The following is a 26,357-nucleotide window of genomic DNA, read 5'->3' as shown; positions in this document are numbered from 1 at the left end:
GCCAGAATAAGATTGGCATAAGATAGCATGGAAACCGAAATTCAGCATCCGTTCAGCAGCGAGAAAAGGAGCGAGTTATGGCGATTACTGATTGGCCGCTTTCAGAGCGGCCGCGTGAAAAAATGTTGCAACTGGGCACGCAAGCCTTATCGGATGCGGAATTGCTCGCGATCTTTTTGCGTACTGGTATTGCAGGCACTGATGCCGTGGGTTTAGCTCGGCAGTTGTTGCAGCAATTTGGCAGTTTACGGGCGTTGCTTGGCGCCAGTAAAACGGAGTTCTGCCAAGCAAGAGGCCTAGGCGAAGCGAAATACGTGCAATTACAAGCGGTATTGGAGCTGAGTCGGCGTTTTTTACAACAACAATTGCAGCGAGAAACGGTATTTACCGAGCCTGCATTAGTACGAAAATATTTGAGTTCCTTGTTGTCACAAGAGCAACGCGAGATATTTATGGTACTTTATCTTGATAATCAACATCGTATGATTTGTGCTGAGCCCTTATTTCAAGGCACAATTGATGCAAGCCCAGTCTATCCGCGTATTGTGGTTCAACACGCTTTACGGCATAATGCCGCGGCCGTTATTCTGGCTCATAATCATCCTTCTGGGGTGGCCGAGCCAAGCCGCGCCGATAGAGCAATAACGGAGCGCCTAACACAAGCCATGGCTTTGGTTGATATCAGAGTATTGGATCACTTTGTTGTGGGCGATGCAGAAGTCGTCTCTTTTGCTGAGCGTGGCTGGTTGTAAATGAGGACTTGGCACAACAAGGCGTTCTAGCTCATGGCTAAATTGTCTTGAGTTTGATTGCGCTTTCGTGTATAAAGTGCGCCCTCATCCATTTTCGGGGCAACCTTCAAGGCCAGAAGGGTGAAAGATAGCTCGAGCTGACGTAATTTTGGAGAAATATTGACATGTCTAGAGTATGCCAAGTAACTGGCAAAGGTCCGATGGTTGGTAACCGTCGTTCGCACGCCAACAACGCGACAAAGCGCCGTTTCCTGCCTAACCTGCAAACTCACCGTTTCTGGGTTGAAAGTGAAAACCGTTTTGTTACTTTACGTACAACCACTCGTGGTATGCGTATTATTGACAAGAAAGGTATCGATGCCGTCCTAGTTGACGTTCGTGCCAACGGTCACAAGGTATAAGGAATTAACAAATGCGCGATAAAATCCGTTTAGTTTCTTCTGCAGGTACTGGTTTCTTCTACACTACTACGAAGAACAAGCGTACCATGCCAGAAAAAATGGAAATCAAAAAGTTCGATCCTAAAGTGCGCAAGCACGTGATTTTCAAAGAAGCGAAAATCAAATAATCGAATTTACAAGAACCCGGCTTTCGCCGGGTTTTTGCTTTTTATACTGCCCCTGCGTTACTATTCTGCTGTCTTTTCTTTAAAACACATCATCATGCTGAAATTGTCTCGTCGTAATTGGAACAATGTACTGATTTTTGTTGTGCTGCTGCTGATGTTTAGCTTGTATGACTGGTCAGGTAATACCTATTTTGGCCGCGCAGAACGTGTAAGTTTGCTCCCTGACTCTAGCCAGCTGCTAAGTGTTTCTATTGGCTCAAAGCGTTTAGTACAAGCGGCAGGTCAATGGCAATGGCAACCTCATCAACCTAGTACGGTGTCTGCTACTGAGATGGCTGCGGCTTGGCAAACTACGCAACTCGTAGCAAGTAATGAAACGGCAGGTGCTAATTGGGTGCCTATTGCTCAAGCCAGTGTGCAATTAGTGGGGCAGTTTGAACCTCAGATCTGGTTGTTGTATCTCCAACCTAGCGGTTACTTAGTACAGCAAGTGGGGCGTACCCAGTTGTATTTGTTAGCGCCCGCCCAAGCGCGTTTGTTATTTACCTTGGAGTAGGCTGTGCCTGAATTACCAGAAGTAGAAGTATCCCGGCTGGGTATTAGCCCGCATTTACAGCAGCAAGTGATTACCAAGGTCGTTGCTCGACAACGGCAATTACGTTGGTGGATCCCGGATGAAGTGCTTGAGATCCAGCAGCAGCCAATCTTATCTGTCAGTCGACGTGCTAAATATTTATTGCTGGAACTGCCAAGCGGTAGTGTGATCTTGCATTTAGGTATGTCTGGCCATTTAAAAGTGGTATCGAACAGCGTCGCGCCAGCGAAACATGATCACATCGACTTTGTGCTGGGCAGTGGCCAATGTTTGCGCTTAAACGACACGCGTCGTTTTGGTGCGGTACTGTGGCAAGCCAATGGCAGCATCCATCCATTACTCGGGGCGTTAGGGCCTGAGCCGCTGACGGCAGACTTTACCGCGCAAACCCTAATCAGCCACTGTGCTAAACGTTCTGCCGCCATTAAATTGGTGCTGATGGATAACAAGGTGGTGGTAGGCGTAGGGAATATCTATGCCAACGAAGCGCTGTTTAAAGCAGGCATCGCACCGCAAGCCCCAGCCAATCAAGTCAGTGCAGAGAAATTACAGTTATTAACAACCGTAGTGAAAGAAACGCTGGCGGCCGCCATAGTGCAAGGTGGTACCACCTTGCGTGATTTTAGCCAAGTAGACGGCAAGCCAGGGTATTTTAAACAGGCGTTGTTAGTGTATGGGCGTGGCGGCAAGCCCTGCTTTAGCTGTGGTGAGCCGCTACAAGAAATCCGTTTAGGTCAGCGTAGCACGGTGTTTTGTCGGCACTGTCAACGTTAAACGGCCCTATCTGAATACCGAATTATCTAAAGTTTGCTCTAAAGCCTTAAACTATAGCCATTAGCCATTATTTTGCCTGCCAACGCGCCAAAAAGTACAAGGCCGTGCCTAATAACACAAAAGCGCTGGTGGCTAATACCGATGACAGGCTAACCTGAAACGCCAGCCAAACGCAGGCCGCGATACCCAGAAGTGGTATGGCGTAACCAAAGGGTAAAATAAAGCTGTCGCTGGCGGCCAGTTTGGGCCGTAATACTGGTACAGCGGCGCAGGTTAGGCCATAAAGCAACAAGCGTGAAACTACTGTTGCAGCGGCCAGCCATAAAAATGACCCATAAAGCGTTAATATCAGCGCTAAGATCCCAAAAAAGACAATCGAATTCGCTGGGGTTAAAAAGCGCGGCTGTACTTTTGCAAACCAGTTTGGCAAGCTGCCGTCTTCGGCTAAGGCGAAGCTGGCGCGCGGTGTAGAAAAAATAGAACCCAATAAGTTCGCGGCGACAGAGGCGACCACGCCTAGCATTAACATCATGGCACCGACGGGCCCGAATAACGTCGCGGCGACATCCAGTAACGGGTTGCTAGAATCAGCAATGTTAGGTACGGCGGCTACGCTCACTAATTGAATCGCAATATATAACAGCGTCACGAGCCCTAAGCCTAACAATAAGGCGCGGGGCATATCTTTGGCGGGGTTTTTGGCCTCTCCAGCGGGTACCACCACGGATTCAAATCCCACAAAAGCATAAATTAATAACAACACGGCAGCGCCGATATCGTAGTGATTATTAAACAACGTCATGGCATCCGCTTCGGGTAGCAGTTGTGCACCAAAGTAGCTTATCCCGGTAACCACCAGCAGTAATAACACAGCAAATTTCAGCACGGTAAGAAGTGCCAAGGAGCGCATGGCGCGCACCGAGCCGAGCACATTTATCAGTGTTAAGCTGCCAACAATGGCACTAAGGAGCAAGGTTCGTTGCAGGGTATTGCTGGCCGCGGGCCAAAAATAACTGATGCTATCGACCAGTAGCACGGTATTGGCGGCAAAAGAAACTAAACGCGCAATGTAATATAACCAACCGGCCTGAAAACCGATAAAAGGCCCGAAAGCGGCCGTGCCATAGCGCACCGGGCCGCCGCTGCCGCGAAAGTAACTCGACAGCTCGGCCATGGATAATAAGATGGGTAAAATGAGTAAGGCACAGAGCAAATAAATATAGGGGCTATATTCGCCCGCTAATTTAGCCGCGCCACCCGGTAAGCCAAAAATACCGGCGCCAATAAAACCATTAATCACCAGCAACCAAAGACCGAAAAGCCCTAGATTGCGTGGTAAACTTGCCTTGTTCGAAGTTACATTCACGAGTTATCAATACTGCCTTAAAAAATTCAAATACGCGTTTTGTGCGGTGATCCGGTTAGCTTTTTTCAACAAATCATGCCCTGCATCAGGAAACAGCACATACTCTACTGGCCCCCATTTTTGCGAATTGCGGCGACCATTTCATCGCTTTTAACTTGCAATACCCGCGGATCATTTGTGCCTTGCACTACTAATACCGGTTTTTTGACTTTATTACCATGAAAAACCGGTAAGATGCGCCACAGTCTTTTACCATCAACGGCCGGATCGCCCAGCTCAGCATACAGGGACTCCTGAAACAACACCCACTAAGGCGGGATGCTTGTTAAGGTTTTTATCGAGTTGTTTACCCCTCATTGACCACTCGCGGGGTCACTCAAAACTAGTCTAAAAAACATTCGGCGACAAGTTACACCGCTAAATAGTCAAAAGCACTTTGCATGGCGACAAGCCGATGGCAATGATGATCATAAAGTGCAAAGCGACGCAATAAGTTTACAAAAAGGTATATGCGATCTTAAAAACGCCGTTTTGCGGTAGCACGCCACTGCCAGTTGTTAATATCTGGGTTATCACTAAATGGGCGGGTGAGATCTAAATGCACCATAGTGCCACGGCTAGAATGGCTAGAGAGTAAGCGAACACCGAAACCGACACCGAACAAAACTTTGTCATCGATATCGGGTTGGGCCATTAAGTCTTTAAATTGTTCGGAATCGCCCCAGCTGCGGCCTATATCGGTAAAGGCGGCAAAACCGACATCAAAGATCCGCCATAGATTCCAATCGGTGTAACGCCGGTATTCTGCTGTGGCGATCACCCGTTTATCGCCGCTTTGATAATACAGTGGGAAAGCGCGCAATCCGGTATCACCGCCTAGATATAGGCGTTCATCGGCAAATAAATTGCTGCCACGTTCTGCAGAGATACTGGCGACGACGCTATTGTATTCATTCAGTTGATGGTTTAATTGCCAAGAGAAATGCAGCAGTTGCTGTGTCTGATCTTGCCAATTTAAGCGGCGATAATTTAACTGACCAAATAACCAAGTATGCTCTTGCAGTTGCCACGCTTTTTCTGCATGCGCAGTGAGCTGCAAGCCAGAATTGTCGGCGCCTAACCATGATTGTAAATAGCCAAGGCGCAGTTGTAATTGCCAGCCGGCATTAATATCTTCAACGCGGTTAAATTGATTGATATTGTAAAGCTTATAAAAGTCATCTTCTAAAATTTGATACTCCAGCCATATCGCTGAAAGATTACGCTCGTCAGGTAACGTTAATACCGTACCCTCGGTATCATAAAAGGCGACATCTTCTAAGGTCATACCAACAATAAAGCGCTGAATGCTGCGACCGCGTTCAACCAGTTTAAAGCCAACAGAGCTTTCGAATTGTTGCCGAGTGCGATTGTACTCATTAACCCGCTCATCTAATTGGTAATCGGTAACGAGTTCTTTATTTTTAAGCAAATCGAAGTTAAGAGACCACTGTGAATCTAAGCGATAAAAAGGCCGCTGCACATTAAAACGATAATTTTCGCCATCAGAATTATTGGCGTAACTTAAAAAGGTGTTCCAGTGCGTACCAAAAATGTTGGGGCTGCCAAAGCTAACTAAGTAGCCACGACGTTCGCTGTCTTTAGTATAATCTAAGTGAATTTGATTGCCATAACCGAGCAGGTTATCCTCAGCAATGCCCAGTGAGTACTCGGTTTCACCCCCTTCACTAGAAAAATCAATTTTAGGTAACAAGGACCAGGTGTCCCAAGTTCGGACCAGTACCTCAACAGTATTTTCAGTGGGGCAATAGCGACTAACGGATACGCGAGCATCGCGGATATAGCGTCGGCTTCTTAAGAGCCGCTCGGTTTCAGCCAGATCGGCCAAGTTTAACGGTGCGTGATCATTAAACAGCAAATCATCACGAATAGTACCTTCAAGGCTGATACGATGGCTGGCATTTGCAAAGCGATGAAGCCAAAACACCCCAGGCTCGGTCAAATCAAACACGTTATTTTGTTCGAAATGAATAGCGCTAATCTGCGGCTTTTTTTCAGCTAGGCGTTCTAGATCAAACTCATCGCTGCAATTGGCTAGCAAGGTAAAGCTGTAAAACGGCAATGACAACAGGCATAAACTACGCCACATGCGTTGACTCCTTGTAGCCTAATGGAATGAAATAACTCTACTTAACTATGCGTGTTTTTGCCAAAAATGCCAACACGCATTGCTGAAGTTCATTAGTTTTTACGGTGATCCTCAGGATTGTTGGGCGGAGTTGTTGTTTGCTCGGGAACGATCCGCACCGGAAAAGGCGCGGTTTCACTTCCCGTGTAAAGCGTTCGATGTGGAAACGGAATTTCAATACCATTGGCATCGAAAGCCAGCTTAATTTCTTCTTGCAGGCTATTACGTAGCTCTCGAAAATTAGGTGTCGTACTCCAAACCGAAAACTGGATATTCAGTGCCGAATCACCAAAGCCCACAAACAAAAACGTGGGTGCAGGTTCATCTAAACTTAGCGGGTTTTTGTCGGCGACCTCAAACAGTATTTTTCGAACTTGCGCCATGTTTTCTTTATAAGCCACGCCCAGTAGTAAATCGAAGCGCCGAATAGGAAAGCGTGTCATATTAATCACTTCAGATTTAATCAGGCTTTCATTGGGGATCCGTACAAATAGGTTATCGAAGGTGCGTAATTTAACCGAGAGTAAATCAATAGACAGCACTTCACCCACAGTGGCTCCCACTTTAATGGTGTCGCCAATTTGAAAGGGTTGTTCGCCGATTAAAAATAAGCCGCTAATTAAATTAGAAGCGGAAGTTTGTGAGGCAAAGCCAATAGCAACCGATAATACGCCAGCTGCGCCCAGCAGTACTCCTAATGAAAACCCTAGTTGATGCAGTGCTGAGGCGGCAAACAAGGCGAGCACTAACCAATAAAGTACGCGACGAAACAGCGCGGCATGATGTCGAGAGAAATTATGGCTAATAAGCTTTTCTGCCGCTTGCGAGGCGTAGCGAGCTAACAACAAACCTACCACGATAAGCAGTAAAGCCTGTAGGCCATTCACCACGGTTTCAGATTGAAAAAACTGTATTAACGTTTCCAACATGCGTGACTCCTTATTGACTGAAAATACCGGTAAAGGCGCGCACTAGGCTGTTTTTATCATGATGCTGGCGTGGTGGGGCGAGCAAGTCTGCACTGGTTAAACCCAGCGGCAAGGTTTTGCCAATTTTAAAGCGAGTAAGTTGTCCGACACTCTCGTGTTGTAACAACAGCGGATCGGTCCACAAGCTGCCATCACGATGACCATACAAGGCGAGAAATGGCAGTGGAATACTTAACTTGTCAATGGTCAGCATACGATCAGAGCGGTTTTCGATTGTCACTGCGGTCACGGCACGGTGCGGCCGTGTGGGTATATCATCGAGGCTATGCCTGGCATGTGTTTTGTCAGCAAAACATAACTCGCCTTGCTGGGTAGAGTCACCAAACCACGTATCGGATAAACGTTGTAACGGTAATTCCATGAGCACTACGCTAGGCTCTTGCAGGCTAATTTCGATACTGACCGGTGAGCTAATATAGAATACGCTTTGTTCGCCTGCGGGAATGTTTACCGGCTGATGCGTTTTGATCACTACGGCGCGCTCGAGCAAATGCGGCGTTAATTTAAATTGACCGGGACTATGGCGAAACATAAAACGCTGCATGTTGAGGGCTTCCGGTAAGCAGGCCGCAGATTGGCTAAGTACGCGATAAGCTTGTTCTGGCTGCGTACTGCGCTCAAAACCAAATACCCATTCTTGCAAACAGCGTTTGAAATATAAGGTAACCGGGCCGATCGTAAAATGCCAGCATTCATCTAACGCCATTGTTTGTGGTTGCCACCATTGTGGCGCAGTAGCGTTTGCTGCAGAGTGACTCATCAATATCTTCCTTTTCAGTGGCTCGGTTTAAAAAACGTTGCTACTGTAAAACTTTCTACGCTCAGGTTGAGTTAAGCTAACTTAGTTCATAAAATAGCATTATTAATTGTTTTATTGGCAATGTCTTAATCATTCGTGTGGCATTTGGCCATTTCATTGGCACTTAGCTAAATTAGCTCAAATTGCTTAGTATCGACACTCCATTTACCCTGCATGATTCAGCATACTGCCCAGCAGTCTCTGAAAAAACGTGCTGCTGATAAGAGGCTGTTATGGATTTACCCGTTCTTATCAAAACTCTGCGTAATGCGTTGCAACACGATACGCTGCCGTTGTTACGTGAACAACTCGAAGATGTGCATCCAGCTGATTATGCTGCAGCCCTAACTGAATTTTCTGCCACGGAACTTTGGAGTTTATTAACTGTACTGCCCCGTGCAGAACAAGCTGAGGTGTTTGGTTATTTGCCTGCTGAAGTGCAGGTTAGTTTAGCTATCAGCGTGAGTCGGCGCAAACTTTCGCCGATTATCAGGCAAATGTCTTCGGACGAGCGTGCCGATTTATTTAATCAATTATCTGACGAGCAACGTGACACCTTATTACCAGCCTTAGCTCAAGCCGAACGTGAAGATTTGTTACGTTTATCTGCGCATGAAGAGGGTTCTGCTGGCGCCATTATGACCTCAGATTATGCTTTGTTACCACCTGAATTGACGGTACGTGAAGCCATTGAAGTGCTGCGATTAGAAGCACCCGATAAAGAAACCATTTACTCTTCTTATGTGGTTGATGAAGCCAGAAAACTCATTGGCGTGGTAAGTTTACGCGATTTGATTTTGGCACCCGTGAGTATGCGGGTTGATGATTTGATGAATACGGATCCGATTTTTGCCAGTGTTGAACTGCCGCAAGAAGAGATAGCCAGTTTGATTGCTAAGTACGATTTATTAGCACTGCCTATCGTCAATAGCGAGCATCAGATGGTCGGTATTGTGACTTACGATGATGCGATGGACGTCGCCGCAGAAGAGGCCACGGAGGACTTTCACAAAACAGCCACCATCGGCAAATTAGACGGAAACGTGAAAAATGCTGGTATCGGTTTACTTTACAGAAAACGGGTATTCTGGCTGGTGGTATTGGTGTTTGGTAATATTTTTTCTGGTGCCGGTATCGCTTATTTTGAAGAAACGATCGCCCGCTATATCGCCTTGTTGTTTTTCTTGCCGTTATTGATTGCCAGTAGCGGTAATGCTGGCGCGCAAGCCGGCACATTGATGGTGCGAGCGCTAGCCACAGGTGAAATCAAATTGCGCGATTGGGGCTATTTACTCGGTAAAGAATGCTTGGTTGCCGGGCTGCTGGGGCTAACCATGTCTGCCGCTGTCCTGGGTTTAGGGCTTTGGCGTGGGGGTGCCGATATCGCGATAGTCGTGTCTTGTACCATGATGCTGGTGGTGATGGCCGGTAGCTTGATTGGTTTGTCACTTCCGTTTTTGTTAAGCCGATTTAATTTAGATCCAGCAACAGCCAGTGGACCGCTAATTACTTCTATTGCAGATGTTACGGGTGTGGTGGTTTATTTCTCGATCGCCACCTGGTATCTGGGCTTATAAATATTTTTTTGCGCTGTAACAACCCAAATGTACTATTGCGCAAACGCTTTAATTTCAATATTTTATCTGTATATATGTCGGTAATATACCGACGGAACAAAGTATCGGTTTCCCGACAGCTGGTTTACAGGTATCTAATGACTTTTTTACGTTCACTATGTTGCTTACTGCTACTTGCTTGCTCTGTGCAAGCCGTAGAAGTTGTTGTGCATTCATCGGTGAGCGAGACAACGCTGAGCACTGCGCAATTACGAGCCATCTTTACCATGCGTCAGACTCGCTGGACAGATGGACAAGCTATTCAGGTTTTTGTCTTGCAATCTGACCATCCACATCATCAGCGGTTTAGCCGCGATAAATTAAAAATGTTTCCTTATCAATTAGATGCAATTTGGTCTCGGCAACGCTATTCCGGCATTGGCAGTTTTCCAATGCAAGTGGATTCCGCAGCAGAACTGCTCTTATTGCTAGAAACAACACCAGGTGCCATCGGTTATCTTCCCACAGATACCCTTTCATCCAATCTGAGAGTGGTGACGATTAATGAAAAATAACAACCGATTTTACTGGTTCATGCCGCTGTGCTTCGCTGGCGCGGTGGCACAGGCAGAGCCTTTAGAGATTCATGGTTTTGTTGCGCAAGGTATTGCCCAAGCCGCAAAGAGTAATGCGATTAATAATGAGGGTGATGTGTCGCTGGCGCTCACCGAGCTGGGACTCAATGCAAAGTTAGATTTGTATCCACGCTTAAAATTATCGGGGCAAGTAGTGTACTTAAATGGTGGTAATCGCTACCCAGAAGGCGCTCGTTTAGATTATTTATTTTTAGACTTTAGTGCGATAGATAATTTTGATCATCAACTTAATGTGTTTCTTGGCCGCTATAAGAACCAGCATTGGCTTTTTTCCAGTACCCGTGATGTGCCCTTTACACGGCCCAGTATTATTTTACCGCAGTCGGTTTATTACGATGCGTTTCGTGATATTGCTGTGGCGAGTGATGGTTTGGCGCTTAAAGGCTATAAACAATTAGGCCATGGTGAGTTGGAATATAATTGGAGTATTGGTTCTACCAAGATTACCACTGAGCAAGCCCGAACTTTGTTAAGCCCAGATATACAAGGCAGTTCAGAACAAAAATATGTGCATCAAGCCAGTATGTTTTGGCAGGGCATTGGTAGCCAAGCCAGTTATGGTATCTCACTTCTTGATTCACAGTTCTCTTATAAGCAGGCCAACTTTGATTTTTTTGCAGACGGTGACGTTACCGTTCAAAGAGTTATTTTAAACTGGCGTTATCAAGCCGAAAAATGGGATCTTTCATCGGAATTATTTCAAGAACGCATGACCATTGACGGTTTTTATGCGCCAGGTTTTGAACGCGCTCAAATCGGTATTGGCGGCTATTTACTAGGGCGCTATCGCTTTGATCCTAAACTTACGGCATTAATCAGTGTTGATATGTTGGCGCTAAACAAAAACGATAAACGAGGCAGTCAGTTAGGGCAACTCGGTATACCATCCTATTTTGGTTATCAACATAGCCTAATGTTGGGTGCCAGCTATGAGCTAGGCAGTCGCTTTCGGTTGCAAGCTGAACATCACTGGGTGGACGGCACCGGTCGTTTATCACCCAGTTTGGTCCCTGATCTAGAGCGAAATCAACATCGCTATTGGCAGGTATGGGCGTTACAACTGATGTACTGGTTTTAAATGCGATTTTTTAGCCTACCAACGAAGATTTTACTGTTAACACTGGCACTGATGCTGGTGCTAATCGTGTTGGTGACCAGCTTATCCTTGCAGCGTTTAGGTGACAGCTTCACCGAGCAGCAAACGTTAAAGCGGCAGCAAGTTGAGCAGCACTTTACCCAATATCAATTGCTGCTGCAAAATCAGCAACAATCTTGGTTTGAAAGCTTTGCCGAGCTGACCGGCCTGCAACAGCAATCAGGTTTCTCCGTGTTTACTCAAGCATTGCAGCAACGCTATGACGTGCTTAGCCTTTATTTGAATATTGAAGCGCTTTGGGTGTTTACCGAGGATAGCCCGCAAGCGGCCTTTGCTAGCAGTATCTTCCCGACTGAATTAGCCAGCATGGTAACGCAAACGCAGCAGGAGCAGCGGCCGCAATCACGGATTTACTGTGCGACGCATTGTAGTAATGTGGTGAGCCTACCGGTATCCGATCAAAACGGTAATATAGCCGTACTGGTTTCAAGTCAAACGCTGGCAGATGTGGTTATTGCTTTGGGGCAAGCCTTGCAAAGTGAAGTAGCGATTGTGCGTTTAGATGCGGCAGCCACGACTATTTTATCTGCCACAGGTAATTTGCCTGCATTAGAACAGCTGGCGTTAGCCAGCTGGCAAAACAGTAATGGCGCCCAGTTCAGCTTAGCTGAGATACCCTACTTTGTTTACCACATCCCCTTGGTTCAACAACAGCAGCAGCATTTTGCGATTTTATTGCTAGAGAACATTAGCTCTTACCAAGCGGCAAATAATGCTTTTAAATGGCAATTGATTGCCTTGGCTACGCTTTGCTTTGTGTTATTTGCTTTGCTCACTAACATGTTGACGCGGCGCTTAACCAGTCGCTTGTTGCTGATCTGTAATGCGCTACCGATGTTAGCGGAAAATAAATATCGGGCTTTTCGCGATGCTTTACCTAAATCTGCCGGTGCCATGAGTGACGAAGTCGATCAACTCTATGATGCCGGTCAAACGTTAAGCCGTAAATTAGAGCAACTGCAAGACAACATCAATACCCAGACCCGAGAGCTAGAAAATATGGCGATGTACGATCGGCTAACCGGTTTAGCTAATCGTAATATGTTGCAATATCAACTAAAGAAAAGTATCGCCGCGCTAACCGAGAGCAGTGCCTTATTAGGGTTACTGTTTTTAGACATGGACCAATTTAAACGAGTTAATGATATTCGTGGCCACGAGCAAGGCGATCAGTTACTGATTGAAGCGAGTAATCGGCTGCGGGCATCGCTAGATAAAACCGATATTATCTGCCGTTTTGGTGGTGATGAATTTATTGTGGTGACAGAAGTGGCTGATATCGATGCCTTAACGGCTTTGGCCAATCGGTTAATTGCAGCGTTTCGTCAGCCCATGTTACTGGGCGATGAAGAGTATCAATTAAATATCAGTATTGGTATCAGCAGTACGCGTAATGCTCAGCTGAAACCTGATGATTTAGTGCGGCAAGCTGATTTAGCCATGTATCAGGCTAAAGGGAAGGGCGGTAATAGTTTGCACTTTTACAGTCAGCAAATGTTTGATGATTTCCAAAATCGTTTAGCATTAGAAAGCGATTTAAAGCTGGCGTTAGCTCAGCAACAGTTTACGCTGCATTTGCAACCCAAAATTAACTTGGCTAATCGCAGACTACAAGGCTTAGAAGCATTATTGCGTTGGCATAGCCCTGCGCGCGGTATGGTATCGCCTGACGAATTTATCGCAGTATTAGAGCTTGCGCATCTAATGATCCCCGTAGGTTATTGGGTGATCGAGCAAAGTTTCCGTATTATGGTGCAACTGCAAGCGGCGGGTTTTAAGGACGCGACTTTGGCTATTAACCTCTCCGCGGCACAACTTAACGATGCTAAATTGCCAACGTTTCTCGATGGGTTATTGCAGCAACATCAACTGTCAGCTGCGCTATTCGAATTAGAACTGACAGAAAGTATGCTGGCCAACAACATCAATGAAACGATCAAGAGTATGCAGCGCTTAAAAAGTCGTGGTTTCCGCTTAGCGATTGACGACTTTGGCACCGGTTATTCATCGTTAAGTTACTTAAGGCAGATGCCCGTTGATACCATAAAAATTGATAAAAGTTTTGTGTTTGGTATGTTAGATAATCAAGCCGATTTCGATATTATTACTTCGACTATCGCCATGGTACGCAAATTAGGTTTGGAAGTTGTCGCCGAAGGTGTTGAAACCCAGGCGCAATGCAAAACCTTAACACAGCATCAGTGTGATATTGGCCAAGGCTACTTATTTTCAAGACCGATCCCGTCAGATAGGTTAATTGAACAGTTACAGGCGAATTTGCATGATAATGGCCAGTGGCGCTAAGTAGCCGTTTGCCAACACGGTTAGATAGTCAAAGCAGCTTTAAACCGCGATTGTCAGTAAGCGTAAGCAGCATAAAACTTGGAAAGTGATGATGCCCTGTGCTGGTAAACCTGTCACATAACCTAAACACGTCGTTGACAAATATCGCTTAGGCGCGTTGTTTTTTTCTTTAAAACCACATAAACTACGCAAGCAACCAAGGGGTGCAACCTTCAAACTTCGGTTTGAATGCGCTGAGATGCCTTAAGGCAAACCCTTAGAACCTGATCCGGATCATACCGGCGGAGGGATGGTGCTAACTCCCCATCAGAACGTGTTTCGCTATTTATCACTTGCTTAGCAAGTTGTGTTAGCCGTAATACCGTTAAATCTGAACAGTGTGATCCTCAACGTGTTGTTTACCGGAGCCGATCACCTATGTTTTTTCGTTATTCTGTTTTTTCTATCGCCTTATTGTCTGCATTTAACCTGCATGCTTCTGAGCAACAAATTGAGCGCGTGACCGTGCAAGGCGACTTTCGTCAGCAAAACATCCAACAACTGGCGGGTAGTGTTGTCATTTTGTCTGAGCAAGAGATGCAGCGCCAATCGGCACAGCATCTTGATGACGTGTTAAAACAATTTGCTAACGTGAACTTTGCCGCCGGTGCCTCGCGTGGACGTTTTATTCAAATTCGGGGTATTGGCGAGCGCAGTGAATTTATCGATGTGGTTAACCCTTCGGTCGGTATCCTTATTGATGGCATTGACTATGCGGGTTTGGGCATCAGCAGTGTCGCCCATCCGGAACAGTTAGAAGTATTCCGTGGGCCTGAGGCTACGCGCTTTGGTACTAATGCGCTGGCGGGTATGTTGAATTTCACCAGTAAAAACCCCGTATTTAGCCCAGAAGGGCAACTCAGCGCCACTGTGGCAAATTATAATAGCCAGCAGTTATCGGGTTATTACAGTGCTCCTTTAAGTGAGCAAGTTGCCTTTAGCCTAACGCTGGACCAAGCGCTGTCTGATGGTTTTATTGAGAATGCTTTTTTACAGCGCGACGACACCAACAACATTGATGAATTTACGGGGCGCTTTAAATTAAGTTGGTTACCTTCTGAGCACCTGCAACTGGGCTTGATTGCCCATCTGATTGACCAGCAAAATGGCTACGATGCGTTTTCACTTGATCAAAATCGTGTCACCTTATCAGATGAGCCGGGTGAAGATAATCTGCGTAGTAAGGCTTTGGCACTCACCTTTGCTTATCAAGAGTTTGCGGCTGTCGATCTACAAGGGCAAATTAGCTATTTAAATGCGCAATCTGATTACGGCTTTGATGAAGACTGGAGTTATCGCGGTATTCATCCGTGGGAATATTCTTACCAAGATCGCTATTTACGTTCACGTGAGCAATCGTCTTTAGATTATCGTTTAGTTTCTAAACCCGCCGCACAACTCTGGAATAATACCGACTGGGTATTAGGCGTGTATGCTAGCAGTCGTGATTTGACATTAAATCGCATTCGTCGCGCAGAAAGCGAAATGCGCTTATTTGACAGTCAATTACAGCGAAATAATCTGTCTGTTTATGCAGAGACCACTTCGGCGCTAACTGAGCAGCTTAGCCTGGTCTTAGGCGGGCGCGTTGAGCAATATAGCGATGATTATCAAGATGTTGCTGGTATCAGCCTAACGCCAGATGCCACCATGTGGGGAGCCAAGATCAGTTTAAATTATCAAGTCAACTCGCAAGCGATGATTTATGGTTTAGTGTCGCGTGGTTATAAAGTAGGTGGTATCAACGGTGAAGCCTTAGCCAAAGCCGATGACGGCGATTTCGCCCTGTTAGCGACGAAAGCCAGTTTTGCACCTGAAACCGTGGTTAATGCGGAGTTGGGTGTCAAAGGGAGCAGTTTAGATCAGCGTTTACTGACTCGAGTTGCGGCATTTTATATGTGGCGTAACGATATGCAGGTAAAAGGTTGGATTAACCCTGATTTAGGCCCTGAGTTTGCGGGCTTTATTGATAATGCCGCCAGTGGTCGTAACTACGGTATTGAAATGGAAAACCGTTACCAAGCGCATGCGACGTTGCAGTTGTTCGTTAATGTCGGTTATTTACGTTCTAAACTGGGCCAGTATGTCACCGATGGTGGCTTAGATTTAACGGGCCGTGACCAAGCACATGCCCCGCGAGTGAACTTCAGTATCGGTGCGGATTGGTTTTTAAACGAGCAATGGTCACTGCAAGCCGGAGTGCAAGGGCGCAGCAGTTTCTATTATTCTGACGGTCATAATGCAAAAGCTGCCGCCAGCGAACAAGTTAATTTACGCTTGAATTATCAGGTAGCACAGTGGCAAATCGCGGCATGGTTGCGTAATGCCTTTGAAGAGGAAACCGGTGTCAGAGGTTTTTACTTTGGCAATGATCCCCGTGACGAATATGCTCCTAAGGTTTATGAACAATTTGCTGAGCCACGTCGTTTTGGTGTAACCGCCAGTTACAGTTTTTAAGGAAAGCATAATGAAACTATCAGTTGAAATCAGTAAATATCCGTTAGCAAACGATTATAAAGCGCCGATCCAAGCCTTTATCGATTTGTTAGCCGATCAAGCCGATTTGCACATCATCACCAATACCATGAGTACCCAAATTTTTGGCGATTACGATACGGTGATGCAGGCCTTGCAGAAATGCATGAAATGGTCGATGCAAACTTATGGTAAGTTGGTGTTTGTTTGTAAATTTATTCCAGGTGATTTACGGCCATGAATGAACTGCTGAGTAAGGTGATTAGTGATTGGCAATTACTGCACAGTATTGAACTGATTGCGACATTATTGGCACTGGCTTATGTGTTTTTAGCGTTAAAACAAAGCCTGTGGTGTTGGCCTGCCGCCTTACTCAGCACCTTGTTGTTTAGCCATGTGATGTGGGATTCTGCCTTGTTGTCGGATGCGTTGTTGCAATTGTATTACGCCGGTATGGCGTTATATGGTTGGCGCCGCTGGCAGCAATACCAACAGCAACATGGCAAAGGTCAGGCGCCGGTGTTTGAGCGTCCCTGGCAATGGCACCTTATTCTGGTTAGCGGTACGGCAATCGCAGGCTTGGTTTTAGGCTATTTTATGGAGCATTACACTCACGCTGATTTTGCTTGGTTAGATGCACAAACAACCGCATTTAGCTTGGTAGCAACGTGGTTAGTGGCGCAGAAATTAGTGTCTAATTGGTTATATTGGGTGGTGATAGATGCGGTATCAATTTATGTTTATGCGCAAAAACACCTTTATTTTCTAACAGCCTTGTTTATGCTGTATACCATCATTGCCTTAGTTGGGTATTTTGCATGGCGCAGTCATTATCAACTGCAGCAAACATCGACGTTGGATCCAGCGCGGCTATAAGCCGTTTTTGCGAACATCTTGAGTTCTTCAGTGGCCATCCGCCTTTAATCGTGCGGCCACTGGCTTCAGGTGAAAGTAATCTTAATTATTACATCAAAACTGAGCGCGGCGAATATGTATTACGCCGTTACCCGCTAGATACGCTAGGCGTCTGCCGACAGCAAGAATTACGTTGTCAGCATGCCGCCGCCGCAATAGGTCTTGCACCGGCACCTTTAGCTTTAAACAATCATCAGCAATTACTGATCAGCGATTACATTAGCGACGGCATACCTTTAGCGCTAAACACCGAGCGTTTAACACAGTTAGCTGTAGTCGTGGCTAAATTGCACTCATTAACCATACAAACCCCTGTTTTGCAGGTGGGTCAGTACTTACGTCAGCTTATGGATAATAGCCAGTTAGCCAGTTTAGAGCCGGCAGCCACGTTATTTGCCGCCTTACTACACAGTGCTGAGCAGATGCAAAGCTTGCCGTTTGATCGGGTGTTATGCCATATGGACTTGCATCAGGGCAACGTGCTCTGGGCGAAACAGCAGATTTGGTTATTAGATTTTGAATATGCGCAGTTAACCGACAGTAGCTTTGATTTAGCGGCGATTTGCTTGAACTATCAGTTAAACCAGGCTGAAGAAACGCAATTGCTGCATGCGTATATTAGCGCGAGGCATTTTAGCCATAGCCAAACGGCGCGCGATTGTCGACACAGCTTAGCCGAACGTTTACACCTAGCTAAGCGGTTATACAGCGGTTTTTGTTGGTTATGGTATCAAGCTAGCCCCGATCAGGACGCCGCACTTCATTGGCAAAATAAGCTCGCGCAGTTGTTGGCGTTAAAGTCCACCTAAACGTTCTGCTAACACTTTATAGCGTTGCACATCCTCTTCGGCAAACAACGGTTTGCCGTCATTCGCCTTATCACAGGGTACCAATAGATGTTCTCTGGCTAAGCGTTCTACCCGAATAGGGGTAATATCTAAAAATTGGGCAACCTCGTTAACAGTCATTATGGCCATGCTGATCTCTTATTCAAACAGGAGCGGCTACATGTATTTGCTGCCGCAATTAATCAAAATATAGTCAGAAATAGCAAATATTGCTATGAAATAATTTGCCACAAACGATTGTTAACCGTTACAAGTTATTCCAACTAGGGCTATTGTGTCTAAAATAGGCCTGTTCAAAAGGCCGTTTAAGTTGATGTTACCTAGCAGCAAAAACGCTATAACCCCTGTATTTATAAGGATTAGACGGCATTTGCAACCGACTTTAATAGACATTTTGATGTGATGCAGGTATAAATATTCGCAGTTTTCCTGACAATTTGTTTTTCTGCCTACCTCTGTTGCTCGAGCAAGTCATCTGCCAAACGTATTACACGTGATAAATGGCTGATTAACATCAGCAGTATTTCAATGGTCTAATGAATGCAGCAGTGAGGAGTGTCAGGTCTGTGAACGTTAACGAGGAAGCAAAAACCTTATGACTTTGTTATGGATCCTACTGTTACCGCTGTGTGGTATTAGCTTACCCATGCTGACAGCAAAATGGTCGCGTAGTGCCTGTGCGTTGTTAACGGCGTTACCTCCGGCTTTGGCTTTTATTTTGTTGTTAAGCCAAACCTCGGCGGTCTTCGCCGGTGAAACACTGCGTTTTTCATTGGCTTGGGTGCCGGTACTGGGCCTGGATGTTGCTTTGCGACTCGATGGCTTAGCCTATTTATTTAGCCTGCTGATCTTAGGTATTGGCTTGCTGATTATCCTCTATGCGCGTTTTTATCTCTCTGCAGCTGATTCGATGCCGCGTTTCTACACTTTTTTGATGTTCTTTATGACCGCGATGCTGGGCATTGTGTTATCCAACAATGTGCTACAGCTTTGGTTGTTTTGGGAGCTCACCAGTATCAGCTCCTTTTTGCTGATTAGCTTTTGGTGGCATAAATCGGAAGCGCGGCGCGGCGCCAGGATGGCGCTAACCATCACAGGTGCCGGTGGTCTTTGTTTATTAGCGGCGCTGTTATTAATTGGCCGTATTGTTGGCAGCTATGATCTCGATGTGATTTTAGCCAGTGCTGACATTTTGCTAGCACACAGCTGGTATCCTATTTTATTAGTGTTGTTTCTATTGGGCTGTTTTACCAAATCAGCGCAATTCCCATTTCATTTCTGGTTACCCAATGCCATGGCAGCTCCTACGCCAGTGAGTGCCTACTTACACTCTGCCACTATGGTAAAAGCCGGTATTTTCTTAATGGCGCGGTTTTATCCGGCGTTAGCCGGTTCTGACTTGTGGATTATCCTGGTCAGTTTAACAGGTTTAGCCACCTTGTTAGTTGGCGCGTATTTGGCGTTATTTAAACATGATTTAAAAGGCTTATTAGCTTATTCCACCATCAGCCACTTAGGCTTAATTACTCTATTATTGGGTATGGGAACAGAGTTAGCGGCGGTGGTCGCGATTTTTCATATCATTAACCATGCTACCTTCAAAGCCTCTTTGTTTATGGCGGCGGGCATTATTGACCATGAAACCGGCTCGCGTGATATGCGAAAACTTAATGGTTTGTGGGCCTACATGCCGATTACCGGTACTTTAGTGATGATAGCGGCTGCGTCGATGGCCGGTATTCCGTTACTGAATGGTTTCTTATCTAAGGAAATGTTCTTAGCCGAAACACTGGATCAGCATTTACTCGGGGCACTGTCTTGGCTTATTCCATTGTTAGCAACGATTGCTGCGGTATTCTCTGTTGCCTACTCGTTAAGATTAATTCACGATGTATTTTTCAATGGTGAGCCACGGGGCTTAACAAAAACACCGCATGAACCGCCGCATCTTATGCGTTTGCCGGTCGAAATTTTAGTAGTGCTGTGTATTGTTATTGGCCTGTTTCCGGTTTGGGCAGTGGGGGCCTTATTGCAATCTGCAGCGGGCGCAGTGTTAGGCGGAGAAGTGCCTGCCTATAGCCTAGCGCTGTGGCACGGTGTCAATTTGCCATTGTTTATGAGTGTGGTAGCGATTAGCGGCGGTTTACTGATCTACAGTTATCGGAAACGCTTATTTGATTTTCAAAATAGCTTGCCAGGTTTAGATGCACTGAACAGTTTTGAATTGGCCATTAAAACCGTTAATCGTTATTGCCGGTATTTTTATGAATGGCTCGATAATGGCTCTTTACAGCGTTACATGGTGTTTTTATTGTCAGCAGTAGTCATACTGGCTGGCCTGCCGTTGTTGGATGTGTCGGTACTTTCCGGTGGTCGTGAAGAGTTACCGATTGATGCGGTAAACGCCACGGGTGCCGCATTACTGCTGATCAGTGCTTTGGCCACAGTGATTTGGCATCGTAAACGCGTGGTGGCGCTGTTGATGATTTCGGTCGTGGGGCTGATGGTATCGATTGCTTTTACCCGTTTCTCCGCACCCGATCTCGCGCTAACACAGCTGTCGGTTGAAGTTGTTACAGTAATTTTGTTGATGTTAGCCTTATTTTTCTTGCCGCATAAAACACCGAGTCAGTCTGAACCCTCTCGAGTGATCCGTGATATCAGCTTGGCGAGTCTAGTGGGTATTGTGATTGGCAGTTGGGCTTATGCGGTGATGACGCGGCCCTTTACCTCTATTTCTGATTTCTTCTTAGCGAATGCCAAAACCGGTGGTGGCGGTACCAACGTGGTTAACGTGATCTTAGTGGATTTCCGTGGTTTTGATACCTTCGGTGAAATTGCCGTATTGGGTATTGCTGCCTTGGGTATCTTCAAATTGTTAACACGTATTCCATTATTTAAACCCAGTAGTGATGGTGATGGACGGCCTTGGAGTCGCGAGCGCCATCCGTTGTTATTAGCGACAGTGTCACAAAGTTTGCTGCCATTGGCATTAATGGTGTCGGTGTATATTTTCTTCCGTGGTCATAACTTACCCGGTGGGGGCTTTATTGCAGGCTTAATTACCTCAGTGGCATTGATCCTACAATACATTGCTCACGGTGTGGATTGGGTAAAATCACGGATGGATATTGAATATCAACGTGTTATCGCAATCGGTTTATTGATTGCCCTTGTTACGGGTGTGGCAAGCTTTGCTTTTGGTCGACCGTTCTTAACATCATGGTTTGATTATTTCCATCTGCCTATCCTAGGTGAGTTAGAACTGGCCAGTGCAATTGCATTTGATTTAGGGGTATACCTAACCGTGGTCGGCGCGACACTGCTGATTTTATCGAGTTTAGGTAAAATGACGACCTTGCACCGTCCGGTGCATAAGGAGACGATCTAGTGGAAACCTTGTTAGCTTGTTGTATTGGTTTTCTGACTGCCTGTGGCGTCTTTCTCATGTTACGCGGCCGAACCTTTCCGGTAGCCATGGGGTTAACCATGTTGTCTTATGCCGTGAACTTATTTTTATTTTCATCCGGTCGGCTTAACTTACAAGGTGCTGCGGTATTGGGGATGTCTGAAAACTATGCTGATCCGCTCCCTCAAGCCTTGGTGCTCACCGCTATTGTTATTGGCTTTGCTATGACGGCGTTCTTAGTTATTTTAGCCATTCGCGCGCGCTCAGATCTTGGTAATGACCATGTCGATGGTAAATTGCCTGATAGCGACGGTCGTCGTAAGGAGAACGGCGCATGAGTCATTTGATTATTGCTCCCATTTTATTACCCATCTTAACCGCCATTATTATTATGCTGCCGCCGGTGCACTATGTACCCAATCGGCGCCGCTTAGTCAGTATTATTGCTACGGCAATTCAACTGATCATTTCATGCTTTCTGCTGTGGGAAACTCAGCAAAATGGCTTAACCTTTTATGCCTTAGGGGATTGGCAGCCGCCGTTCGGTATTATTCTTGTTGCCGATACACTTAGTGTGGTGATGGTCTGTTTAACCACCTTTTTAGCCCTGGCGGCGATTTGTTACGGTGCGGCTGGCGAGGATGTGCGAGGTTCGTTTTTTCATCCGCTGTTTCACTTTCAAATTATGGGGATCAATGGCGCCTTTTTAACTGGCGACTTATTTAACCTGTTCGTGTTTTTCGAAGTGTTGCTGATTGCCTCTTATGGCCTGTTAATCCACGCGGGTGGTAAAAACAAAACCAAAGCGGCCGTGCATTATGTGGTGCTGAACCTGACCGGTTCGGCGGTATTCTTGTTTTCTCTGGCGATTTTATACGGTGCTTTAGGTACCCTTAATATCGCCGACATGGCTTTAAAAGTCTCAACCTTACCACCAGAAGATGTGTTGTTAGTCAAAGCCGGTGGCTTATTGCTGTTGATCGTTTTCTCGCTAAAAGCAGCCATCTTGCCATTACAATTTTGGTTACCCGACACCTACGCTGCAGCGTCGCCTCCAGTAGCCGCATTATTTGCGGTGATGACAAAAATCGGTGTCTATGCCTTGCTCCGCGTGTACACCACGATCTTTGGTGAGTCTGCTGGGCCTTTAGCCGGTTTAGGCATGAATTGGTTATGGCCCTTTGGCTTAGCAACCATTGTGCTGGGGGCCATTGGGGTGATGGGCAGCTTGGATTTTCGCAAGGTGGTGGCCAATTTGGTTATCGTATCGGTGGGCACTTTAGTCTGTTTAGTCGCTATGCAGAATACGGCCGCTACCGCTGCGGTGTTGTATTACACCGTACATTCCACCTTAGTGACCGGTGCCTTATTTTTATTGGCCGACATGATTGCTAATCAACGTGGTAAAGCCGGTGATCGCTTAGTGTCTGGGCGCCGTGTAGCTCAACCGGTATTGCTGGGTAGCCTGTTCTTTGCTGCTGCGGTAACGGTAGCGGGCTTACCGCCGTTATCGGGCTTTATCGGAAAGCTGATGATCCTGCAATCGGCCGTTACGCCATTACAGCAAGTCCTGTTATGGTCAGTGGTGCTGCTGAGTAGCCTGATGGTGTTAATTGGCTTATCACGAGCTGGCAGTATTTTGTTTTGGCGCGTTACCGGTTCAGAGTCGGGCGGGGATAAAGCCTTACCGCTGCAGGTTTTTGCCGTGTCATTGTTGCTGTTAGCTAGCCCCATGTTGGTGGTGTTTGCCGGGCCTTTAACCGAGTTAAGTGTGGCGGCAGCGGTGCAGCTTGAAGACGTGTCACAAACGATTTCCACGATTTTACTTGAATCTAGCGTGTCTGGAGGTGCTCAATGAGATTACAACCTCGTTACAGCTGGTTGCCAACACCGTATCGCAGCGTGTTGTTGTTTTTAGTATGGTTACTCCTCAATCAAAGTGTCGCGCCAGTGCATCTGTTTTTTGGTTTCGTGTTGGCGTTATTAATCCCTTGGATCAGTGCCAAGTTCCGAGATCCTCAGCCGTTGATTGAACGCCCCATTTTGGCGCTACGTTATATTCTTATGGTTTTGATGGATATTGTTACCGCAAATGCACAGGTCGCGATATTAATTTTAGGGCCGACTAAACGGTTAAAACCTGCTTTTGTGCGTGTGCCGCTAGATTTACAGCATGAACTGCCCATCACTATTTTAGCCAGTACCGTGTCGATGACTCCAGGCACGGTAAGTGCGGACATTTACCCCACTAAAGAAATGCTGGCAGAAGGTGAGGAAGTAAAACAGCGTTGGTTGTTGATTCATGTACTGAATTTAGAAGATGAAGCAGAACTGATTGCTTCAATCAAATCGCGCTATGAAGCCCCGCTAAAGGAGATCTTTCAATGTTAGAGAATGTTATCTTTTTAGTCTTTGGTATGATCAGTTTGGCTTTGATACTTAACCTATGGCGTTTAGTACGTGGCCCAAGCTTGCCAGATCGCATCCTAGCGCTCGATACCATGTATATCAATAGCATTGCCCTGATCATCTTATATGGCCTGCTGATGGGCACCTCATTGTATTTTGAAGCCGCGTTATTAATTGCCATGTTAGGTTTTGTCAGCACGGTGGCCGTGTGTAAGTTTTTATTACGTGGCGATATCATCGAATAGGAGAGAATATGCAAAATTGGATGGAATGGGTAATTGCCTTCTTTTTATTACTCGGTGGCAGCTTTGTGTTAATTGGTTCGATTGGTTTAACGCGGATGCCCGATTTTTTTATGCGCTTACATGGGCCAACAAAGGCGACCACCTTGGGTATGGGCGGTATTTTGTTAGGCTCGATGTTGTTTTTTAGTGCGGCACCCGGTGAGATCAGCGTGCATGAATTGTTGATTACTATCTTCTTATTGATCACCGCGCCAATCAGTGCACATATGCTCATTAAAGCTGCCCTGCATCATCAGACTGAGGCGATTGCGCGGACTACAGGTGAGCAAGAACTCAAGCGAGGGCAATTACAAAACAGCAGTCGTTCGCATATTAAGTCGAATTTACCCTAAAAAACCTAGCAATAGCGTAAAGCACAAGCTTTACGCTATTCGCCAAAACCGGTATTAATTAATAAAGTAATCGCGTCTAATGCTTCAGCAGCGTCAGGGCCTTCGGTGGTCACTGTAAGGGTTTTACCTTTACTACTGGCCATCATCAGCAAGGCCAGTACGCTGCCGGCATCTGCTGTTTTACCATCTTCTTGCACTAATTCTACTTTGGCATCAAATTGCTGGCTTAACTGCACTAGCTTGGTTGCGGCACGTGCGTGTAGGCCTAGGGCATTAATAATCGTGACTGTTGCAGCTAACTTATCGGCCATGATGTCTGACTAATTCCCGATGGCGAATTTGTACATCTTCGCGTTGGCTGCGGTAGGTTTCGGCTAGGCTTTGTGCGATATACACTGAACGATGCTGGCCACCTGTGCAACCAATCGCTATCGTTAAGTAGCTGCGATTGTTACGTTCGAGATGAGGTAACCAGCTGGCGATAAAGGTATTGATCTGCCACGTATATTTTGCAACCACGTCTTGTGAGGCGAGGTAATCTTTAACTGGCTGATCTAAACCTGTGAGCGGTTTCAGATCCGGCTCCCAATGTGGGTTGGGTAAAAACCGCGCATCGAACACAAAATCGGCATCCTTTGGAATACCATATTTAAAACCAAAGGATTCAAAGAGTATCACTAAACGGCCGGTCTTTTGGCCTAAGATCCGCTCACGTAATTGCTCGGCCAGTTGATGCACATTCAGCTCAGTGGTATCGATATATAAATCGGCGCGGCTAGAGATAGGATCTAATAACTGTTGTTCACGTGAAATGGCTTCATCGAGCGACATCGCTTGATGGGATAGCGGATGCAAGCGACGCGTTTCGCTAAAGCGCTTAATTAGCGTGGTGTGATCCGCATCCAAATATAAAATCGTCAGTTCCAGCTTGCGCGGCAGATACGACAAAATGTCTGATAACTCATCGGGATCGCTCGGTAAGTTACGCACATCAATACTCACGGCAACGCGTTCATATTGGCCCATTACTGCAGTTGCCAGAGTCGGTAATAGATTAACCGGGAGATTGTCGACGCAGTAATAGCCGAGATCTTCCATGACTCTTAGAGCAACCGATTTGCCAGAGCCTGAGCGACCACTGACGACGAGTAGTTTCATGACTCACCTGTTTTTTGGCTATAGTCGAGTAGTAGCTGATACAGTTGTTCATCTGACTCGACATGGCGGATTTTTTTGGTTAAGTCTTTCTGACTCAACAATTTGGCAATACCGGATAACGTACTTAGGTGCGTTTGGCATTGCTCAGTGGGTATTAAAATAGCGCAAAAAATATCGACGGCTTGGTTATCTATCGCATCAAACGCGATAGGGTCTTTACTGACCACAAACACCAAAATCGGTTGAGTTACGCAGTCAAGTTTGCCGTGAGGAATGGCGATACCGCCACCGATGCCGGTTGAACCGAGTTTTTCACGGGTCATTAAGGCTTCAAGAATCGTGTATTCAGATAGTTCGGGAAGCTGCTGGTGAGCCAGTTCGGCGATATATTCGAGGATACGTTTTTTACTGTTAAATAGAACTGCACTTTTCGTGCAGTTCTCCGCTAACATTGCGTTTAAATTCATAATAATGTCTTAGTGTCGTGACAGTTTTTCTTTGTGTTTAATGACCTGCCGATCGAGTTTGTCTATTAACTGGTCAATCGCAGCATACATGTTTTCGTTCTCAGACACCGCAAACACTTCGCCACCGGTGAGATGGATTTTAGCTTCGGCAATCTGTTGTAATTTTTCCACGTTTAAGATGACATGTACATTATTAATGTTCTCGAAATGACGCTCTAGCTTAGCAAATTTATTCTCGACATAATCTTTTAAGGCTTCGGTAATTTCGACGTGACGGCCTGTTAAATTGATTTGCAT

The 26,357-nt window shown here is 46.1% G+C and carries 29 protein-coding genes and 1 riboswitch; of the genes, 19 read left to right on the top strand and 10 right to left on the bottom strand.

Annotated features, from left to right (window positions below; translation table 11 throughout):
* Positions 1 to 77 precede the first annotated feature (77 nt).
* The 5 genes from radC (at position 78) to mutM (ending at position 2,689) form a co-directional block, all read left to right on the top strand.
* Positions 78 to 752, top strand: coding sequence for a DNA repair protein RadC (radC, locus tag ORJ01_RS05605; protein ID WP_229584830.1), 675 nt, complete (start codon positions 78 to 80; stop codon positions 750 to 752).
* Positions 753 to 916: 164 nt separating this feature from the next.
* Entirely contained in the window at positions 917 to 1,153 is a 237-nt protein-coding gene (rpmB, locus tag ORJ01_RS05600) for a 50S ribosomal protein L28 (RefSeq protein ID WP_026349251.1), read from the top strand.
* Positions 1,154 to 1,164: 11 nt separating this feature from the next.
* The gene (rpmG, locus tag ORJ01_RS05595) at positions 1,165 to 1,320 is read left to right on the top strand and encodes a 50S ribosomal protein L33 (protein ID WP_008219722.1); all 156 of its coding nucleotides are present in this window, start codon (positions 1,165 to 1,167) and stop codon (positions 1,318 to 1,320) included.
* A 94-nt stretch (positions 1,321 to 1,414) separates the two neighbouring features.
* Positions 1,415 to 1,876, top strand: a complete 462-nt coding sequence (locus ORJ01_RS05590) for a hypothetical protein (RefSeq protein WP_306177224.1) — start codon at positions 1,415 to 1,417, stop codon at positions 1,874 to 1,876.
* Between the two features lie 3 nt (positions 1,877 to 1,879).
* Positions 1,880 to 2,689, top strand: a complete 810-nt coding sequence (gene mutM / locus ORJ01_RS05585) for a bifunctional DNA-formamidopyrimidine glycosylase/DNA-(apurinic or apyrimidinic site) lyase (RefSeq protein WP_306177223.1) — start codon at positions 1,880 to 1,882, stop codon at positions 2,687 to 2,689.
* Positions 2,690 to 2,756: 67 nt separating this feature from the next.
* Here the strand turns inward: mutM and ORJ01_RS05580 are convergent, their stop codons facing one another.
* The 5 genes from ORJ01_RS05580 to ORJ01_RS05560 form a co-directional block, all read right to left on the bottom strand.
* Positions 2,757 to 4,055 carry an APC family permease gene (locus tag ORJ01_RS05580; protein WP_306177222.1) on the bottom strand — a complete coding sequence of 433 codons (1,299 nt, stop codon included), beginning with the start codon at positions 4,053 to 4,055 and terminating at the stop codon, positions 2,757 to 2,759.
* 104 nt (positions 4,056 to 4,159) lie between these two features.
* Positions 4,160 to 4,360, bottom strand: coding sequence for a S9 family peptidase (locus ORJ01_RS05575; protein WP_306177221.1), 201 nt, complete (start codon positions 4,358 to 4,360; stop codon positions 4,160 to 4,162).
* Positions 4,361 to 4,572: 212 nt separating this feature from the next.
* A complete protein-coding gene (locus tag ORJ01_RS05570) occupies positions 4,573 to 6,204 on the bottom strand; it encodes a BamA/TamA family outer membrane protein (RefSeq protein WP_306177220.1) in 1,632 nt (543 codons plus the stop codon).
* A gap of 92 nt (positions 6,205 to 6,296) precedes the next feature.
* Positions 6,297 to 7,172 carry a mechanosensitive ion channel family protein gene (locus tag ORJ01_RS05565; protein ID WP_306177219.1) on the bottom strand — a complete coding sequence of 292 codons (876 nt, stop codon included), beginning with the start codon at positions 7,170 to 7,172 and terminating at the stop codon, positions 6,297 to 6,299.
* Positions 7,173 to 7,182: 10 nt separating this feature from the next.
* Positions 7,183 to 7,992, bottom strand: coding sequence for a DUF432 domain-containing protein (locus tag ORJ01_RS05560; protein WP_306177218.1), 810 nt, complete (start codon positions 7,990 to 7,992; stop codon positions 7,183 to 7,185).
* Positions 7,993 to 8,264: 272 nt separating this feature from the next.
* Between ORJ01_RS05560 and mgtE the strand changes: the two genes are divergently transcribed.
* The 8 genes from mgtE to ORJ01_RS05520 all read left to right on the top strand — a co-directional run bounded on the left by mgtE (position 8,265) and on the right by ORJ01_RS05520 (position 17,941).
* Positions 8,265 to 9,608 carry a magnesium transporter gene (gene mgtE, locus ORJ01_RS05555; RefSeq protein WP_226749340.1) on the top strand — a complete coding sequence of 448 codons (1,344 nt, stop codon included), beginning with the start codon at positions 8,265 to 8,267 and terminating at the stop codon, positions 9,606 to 9,608.
* A 137-nt stretch (positions 9,609 to 9,745) separates the two neighbouring features.
* A complete protein-coding gene (locus ORJ01_RS05550; RefSeq protein ID WP_226749341.1) occupies positions 9,746 to 10,162 on the top strand; it encodes a hypothetical protein in 417 nt (138 codons plus the stop codon).
* Positions 10,152 to 11,321, top strand: coding sequence for a hypothetical protein (locus ORJ01_RS05545; RefSeq protein ID WP_306177217.1), 1,170 nt, complete (start codon positions 10,152 to 10,154; stop codon positions 11,319 to 11,321). The genes ORJ01_RS05550 and ORJ01_RS05545 overlap by 11 nt, the downstream gene beginning before the upstream one ends.
* Entirely contained in the window at positions 11,322 to 13,703 is a 2,382-nt protein-coding gene (locus ORJ01_RS05540) for a bifunctional diguanylate cyclase/phosphodiesterase (RefSeq protein ID WP_306177216.1), read from the top strand. It begins immediately after the preceding gene.
* Positions 13,704 to 13,892: 189 nt separating this feature from the next.
* Positions 13,893 to 14,010: riboswitch (TPP riboswitch) on the top strand.
* 110 nt (positions 14,011 to 14,120) lie between these two features.
* On the top strand, positions 14,121 to 16,199 hold the full coding sequence (locus ORJ01_RS05535) for a TonB-dependent receptor (protein ID WP_306177215.1): 2,079 nt from the start codon (positions 14,121 to 14,123) through the stop codon (positions 16,197 to 16,199).
* Between the two features lie 10 nt (positions 16,200 to 16,209).
* On the top strand, positions 16,210 to 16,458 hold the full coding sequence (locus ORJ01_RS05530; protein ID WP_226749345.1) for a hypothetical protein: 249 nt from the start codon (positions 16,210 to 16,212) through the stop codon (positions 16,456 to 16,458).
* Complete coding sequence (pnuC, locus tag ORJ01_RS05525) at positions 16,455 to 17,093, top strand: nicotinamide riboside transporter PnuC (RefSeq protein WP_306177214.1); 639 nt, start codon at positions 16,455 to 16,457, stop codon at positions 17,091 to 17,093. Before ORJ01_RS05530 ends, pnuC begins: the two co-directional genes overlap by 4 nt.
* Positions 17,036 to 17,941 (top strand): phosphotransferase, encoded by a 906-nt coding sequence (locus ORJ01_RS05520; RefSeq protein WP_306177213.1) that lies wholly within the window; start codon positions 17,036 to 17,038, stop codon positions 17,939 to 17,941. Before pnuC ends, ORJ01_RS05520 begins: the two co-directional genes overlap by 58 nt.
* On the opposite strand, the gene ORJ01_RS05515 is transcribed toward ORJ01_RS05520, so the two are convergent.
* On the bottom strand, positions 17,927 to 18,109 hold the full coding sequence (locus tag ORJ01_RS05515) for a helix-turn-helix domain-containing protein (protein ID WP_226749348.1): 183 nt from the start codon (positions 18,107 to 18,109) through the stop codon (positions 17,927 to 17,929). The two genes, ORJ01_RS05520 and ORJ01_RS05515, sit on opposite strands and share 15 nt — an antisense overlap.
* Positions 18,110 to 18,575: 466 nt before the next feature.
* Here ORJ01_RS05515 and ORJ01_RS05510 point away from each other — a divergent pair, with 466 nt between their 5' ends.
* From ORJ01_RS05510 to ORJ01_RS05485, 6 genes are read left to right on the top strand one after another with little or no spacing between them, the layout of a single operon-like run.
* Entirely contained in the window at positions 18,576 to 21,371 is a 2,796-nt protein-coding gene (locus tag ORJ01_RS05510) for a monovalent cation/H+ antiporter subunit A (RefSeq protein WP_226749349.1), read from the top strand.
* Complete coding sequence (locus ORJ01_RS05505) at positions 21,371 to 21,727, top strand: Na+/H+ antiporter subunit C (RefSeq protein ID WP_226749350.1); 357 nt, start codon at positions 21,371 to 21,373, stop codon at positions 21,725 to 21,727. The genes ORJ01_RS05510 and ORJ01_RS05505 overlap by 1 nt, the downstream gene beginning before the upstream one ends.
* Positions 21,724 to 23,247: a monovalent cation/H+ antiporter subunit D gene (locus tag ORJ01_RS05500; RefSeq protein WP_306177212.1), complete on the top strand. Its 1,524-nt coding sequence runs from the start codon at positions 21,724 to 21,726 to the stop codon at positions 23,245 to 23,247. Before ORJ01_RS05505 ends, ORJ01_RS05500 begins: the two co-directional genes overlap by 4 nt.
* Entirely contained in the window at positions 23,244 to 23,780 is a 537-nt protein-coding gene (locus tag ORJ01_RS05495; RefSeq protein WP_226749352.1) for a Na+/H+ antiporter subunit E, read from the top strand. Before ORJ01_RS05500 ends, ORJ01_RS05495 begins: the two co-directional genes overlap by 4 nt.
* On the top strand, positions 23,774 to 24,043 hold the full coding sequence (locus ORJ01_RS05490) for a K+/H+ antiporter subunit F (RefSeq protein ID WP_226749353.1): 270 nt from the start codon (positions 23,774 to 23,776) through the stop codon (positions 24,041 to 24,043). The genes ORJ01_RS05495 and ORJ01_RS05490 overlap by 7 nt, the downstream gene beginning before the upstream one ends.
* An 8-nt stretch (positions 24,044 to 24,051) precedes the next feature.
* Positions 24,052 to 24,435 (top strand): Na+/H+ antiporter subunit G, encoded by a 384-nt coding sequence (locus ORJ01_RS05485; protein WP_226749354.1) that lies wholly within the window; start codon positions 24,052 to 24,054, stop codon positions 24,433 to 24,435.
* A gap of 35 nt (positions 24,436 to 24,470) precedes the next feature.
* Here ORJ01_RS05485 and ORJ01_RS05480 read toward each other — a convergent pair whose 3' ends face one another.
* From ORJ01_RS05480 to hpf, 4 genes are read right to left on the bottom strand one after another with little or no spacing between them, the layout of a single operon-like run.
* Positions 24,471 to 24,746 (bottom strand): HPr family phosphocarrier protein, encoded by a 276-nt coding sequence (locus ORJ01_RS05480; protein ID WP_226749355.1) that lies wholly within the window; start codon positions 24,744 to 24,746, stop codon positions 24,471 to 24,473.
* A complete protein-coding gene (gene rapZ / locus ORJ01_RS05475; RefSeq protein ID WP_226749356.1) occupies positions 24,736 to 25,593 on the bottom strand; it encodes an RNase adapter RapZ in 858 nt (285 codons plus the stop codon). Before rapZ ends, ORJ01_RS05480 begins: the two co-directional genes overlap by 11 nt.
* On the bottom strand, positions 25,590 to 26,063 hold the full coding sequence (gene ptsN / locus ORJ01_RS05470; RefSeq protein WP_226749948.1) for a PTS IIA-like nitrogen regulatory protein PtsN: 474 nt from the start codon (positions 26,061 to 26,063) through the stop codon (positions 25,590 to 25,592). The genes rapZ and ptsN overlap by 4 nt, the downstream gene beginning before the upstream one ends.
* Positions 26,064 to 26,069: 6 nt before the next feature.
* The gene (gene hpf, locus ORJ01_RS05465; RefSeq protein ID WP_226749357.1) at positions 26,070 to 26,357 is read right to left on the bottom strand and encodes a ribosome hibernation promoting factor; all 288 of its coding nucleotides are present in this window, start codon (positions 26,355 to 26,357) and stop codon (positions 26,070 to 26,072) included.

The organism is Alishewanella sp. SMS8, from assembly GCF_030737935.1.
GTDB lineage: Bacteria > Pseudomonadota > Gammaproteobacteria > Enterobacterales > Alteromonadaceae > Alishewanella > Alishewanella maricola.
Note: the sequence above shows the minus strand (reverse complement) of the source record. Positions and strands in the feature narration are given on the sequence as shown.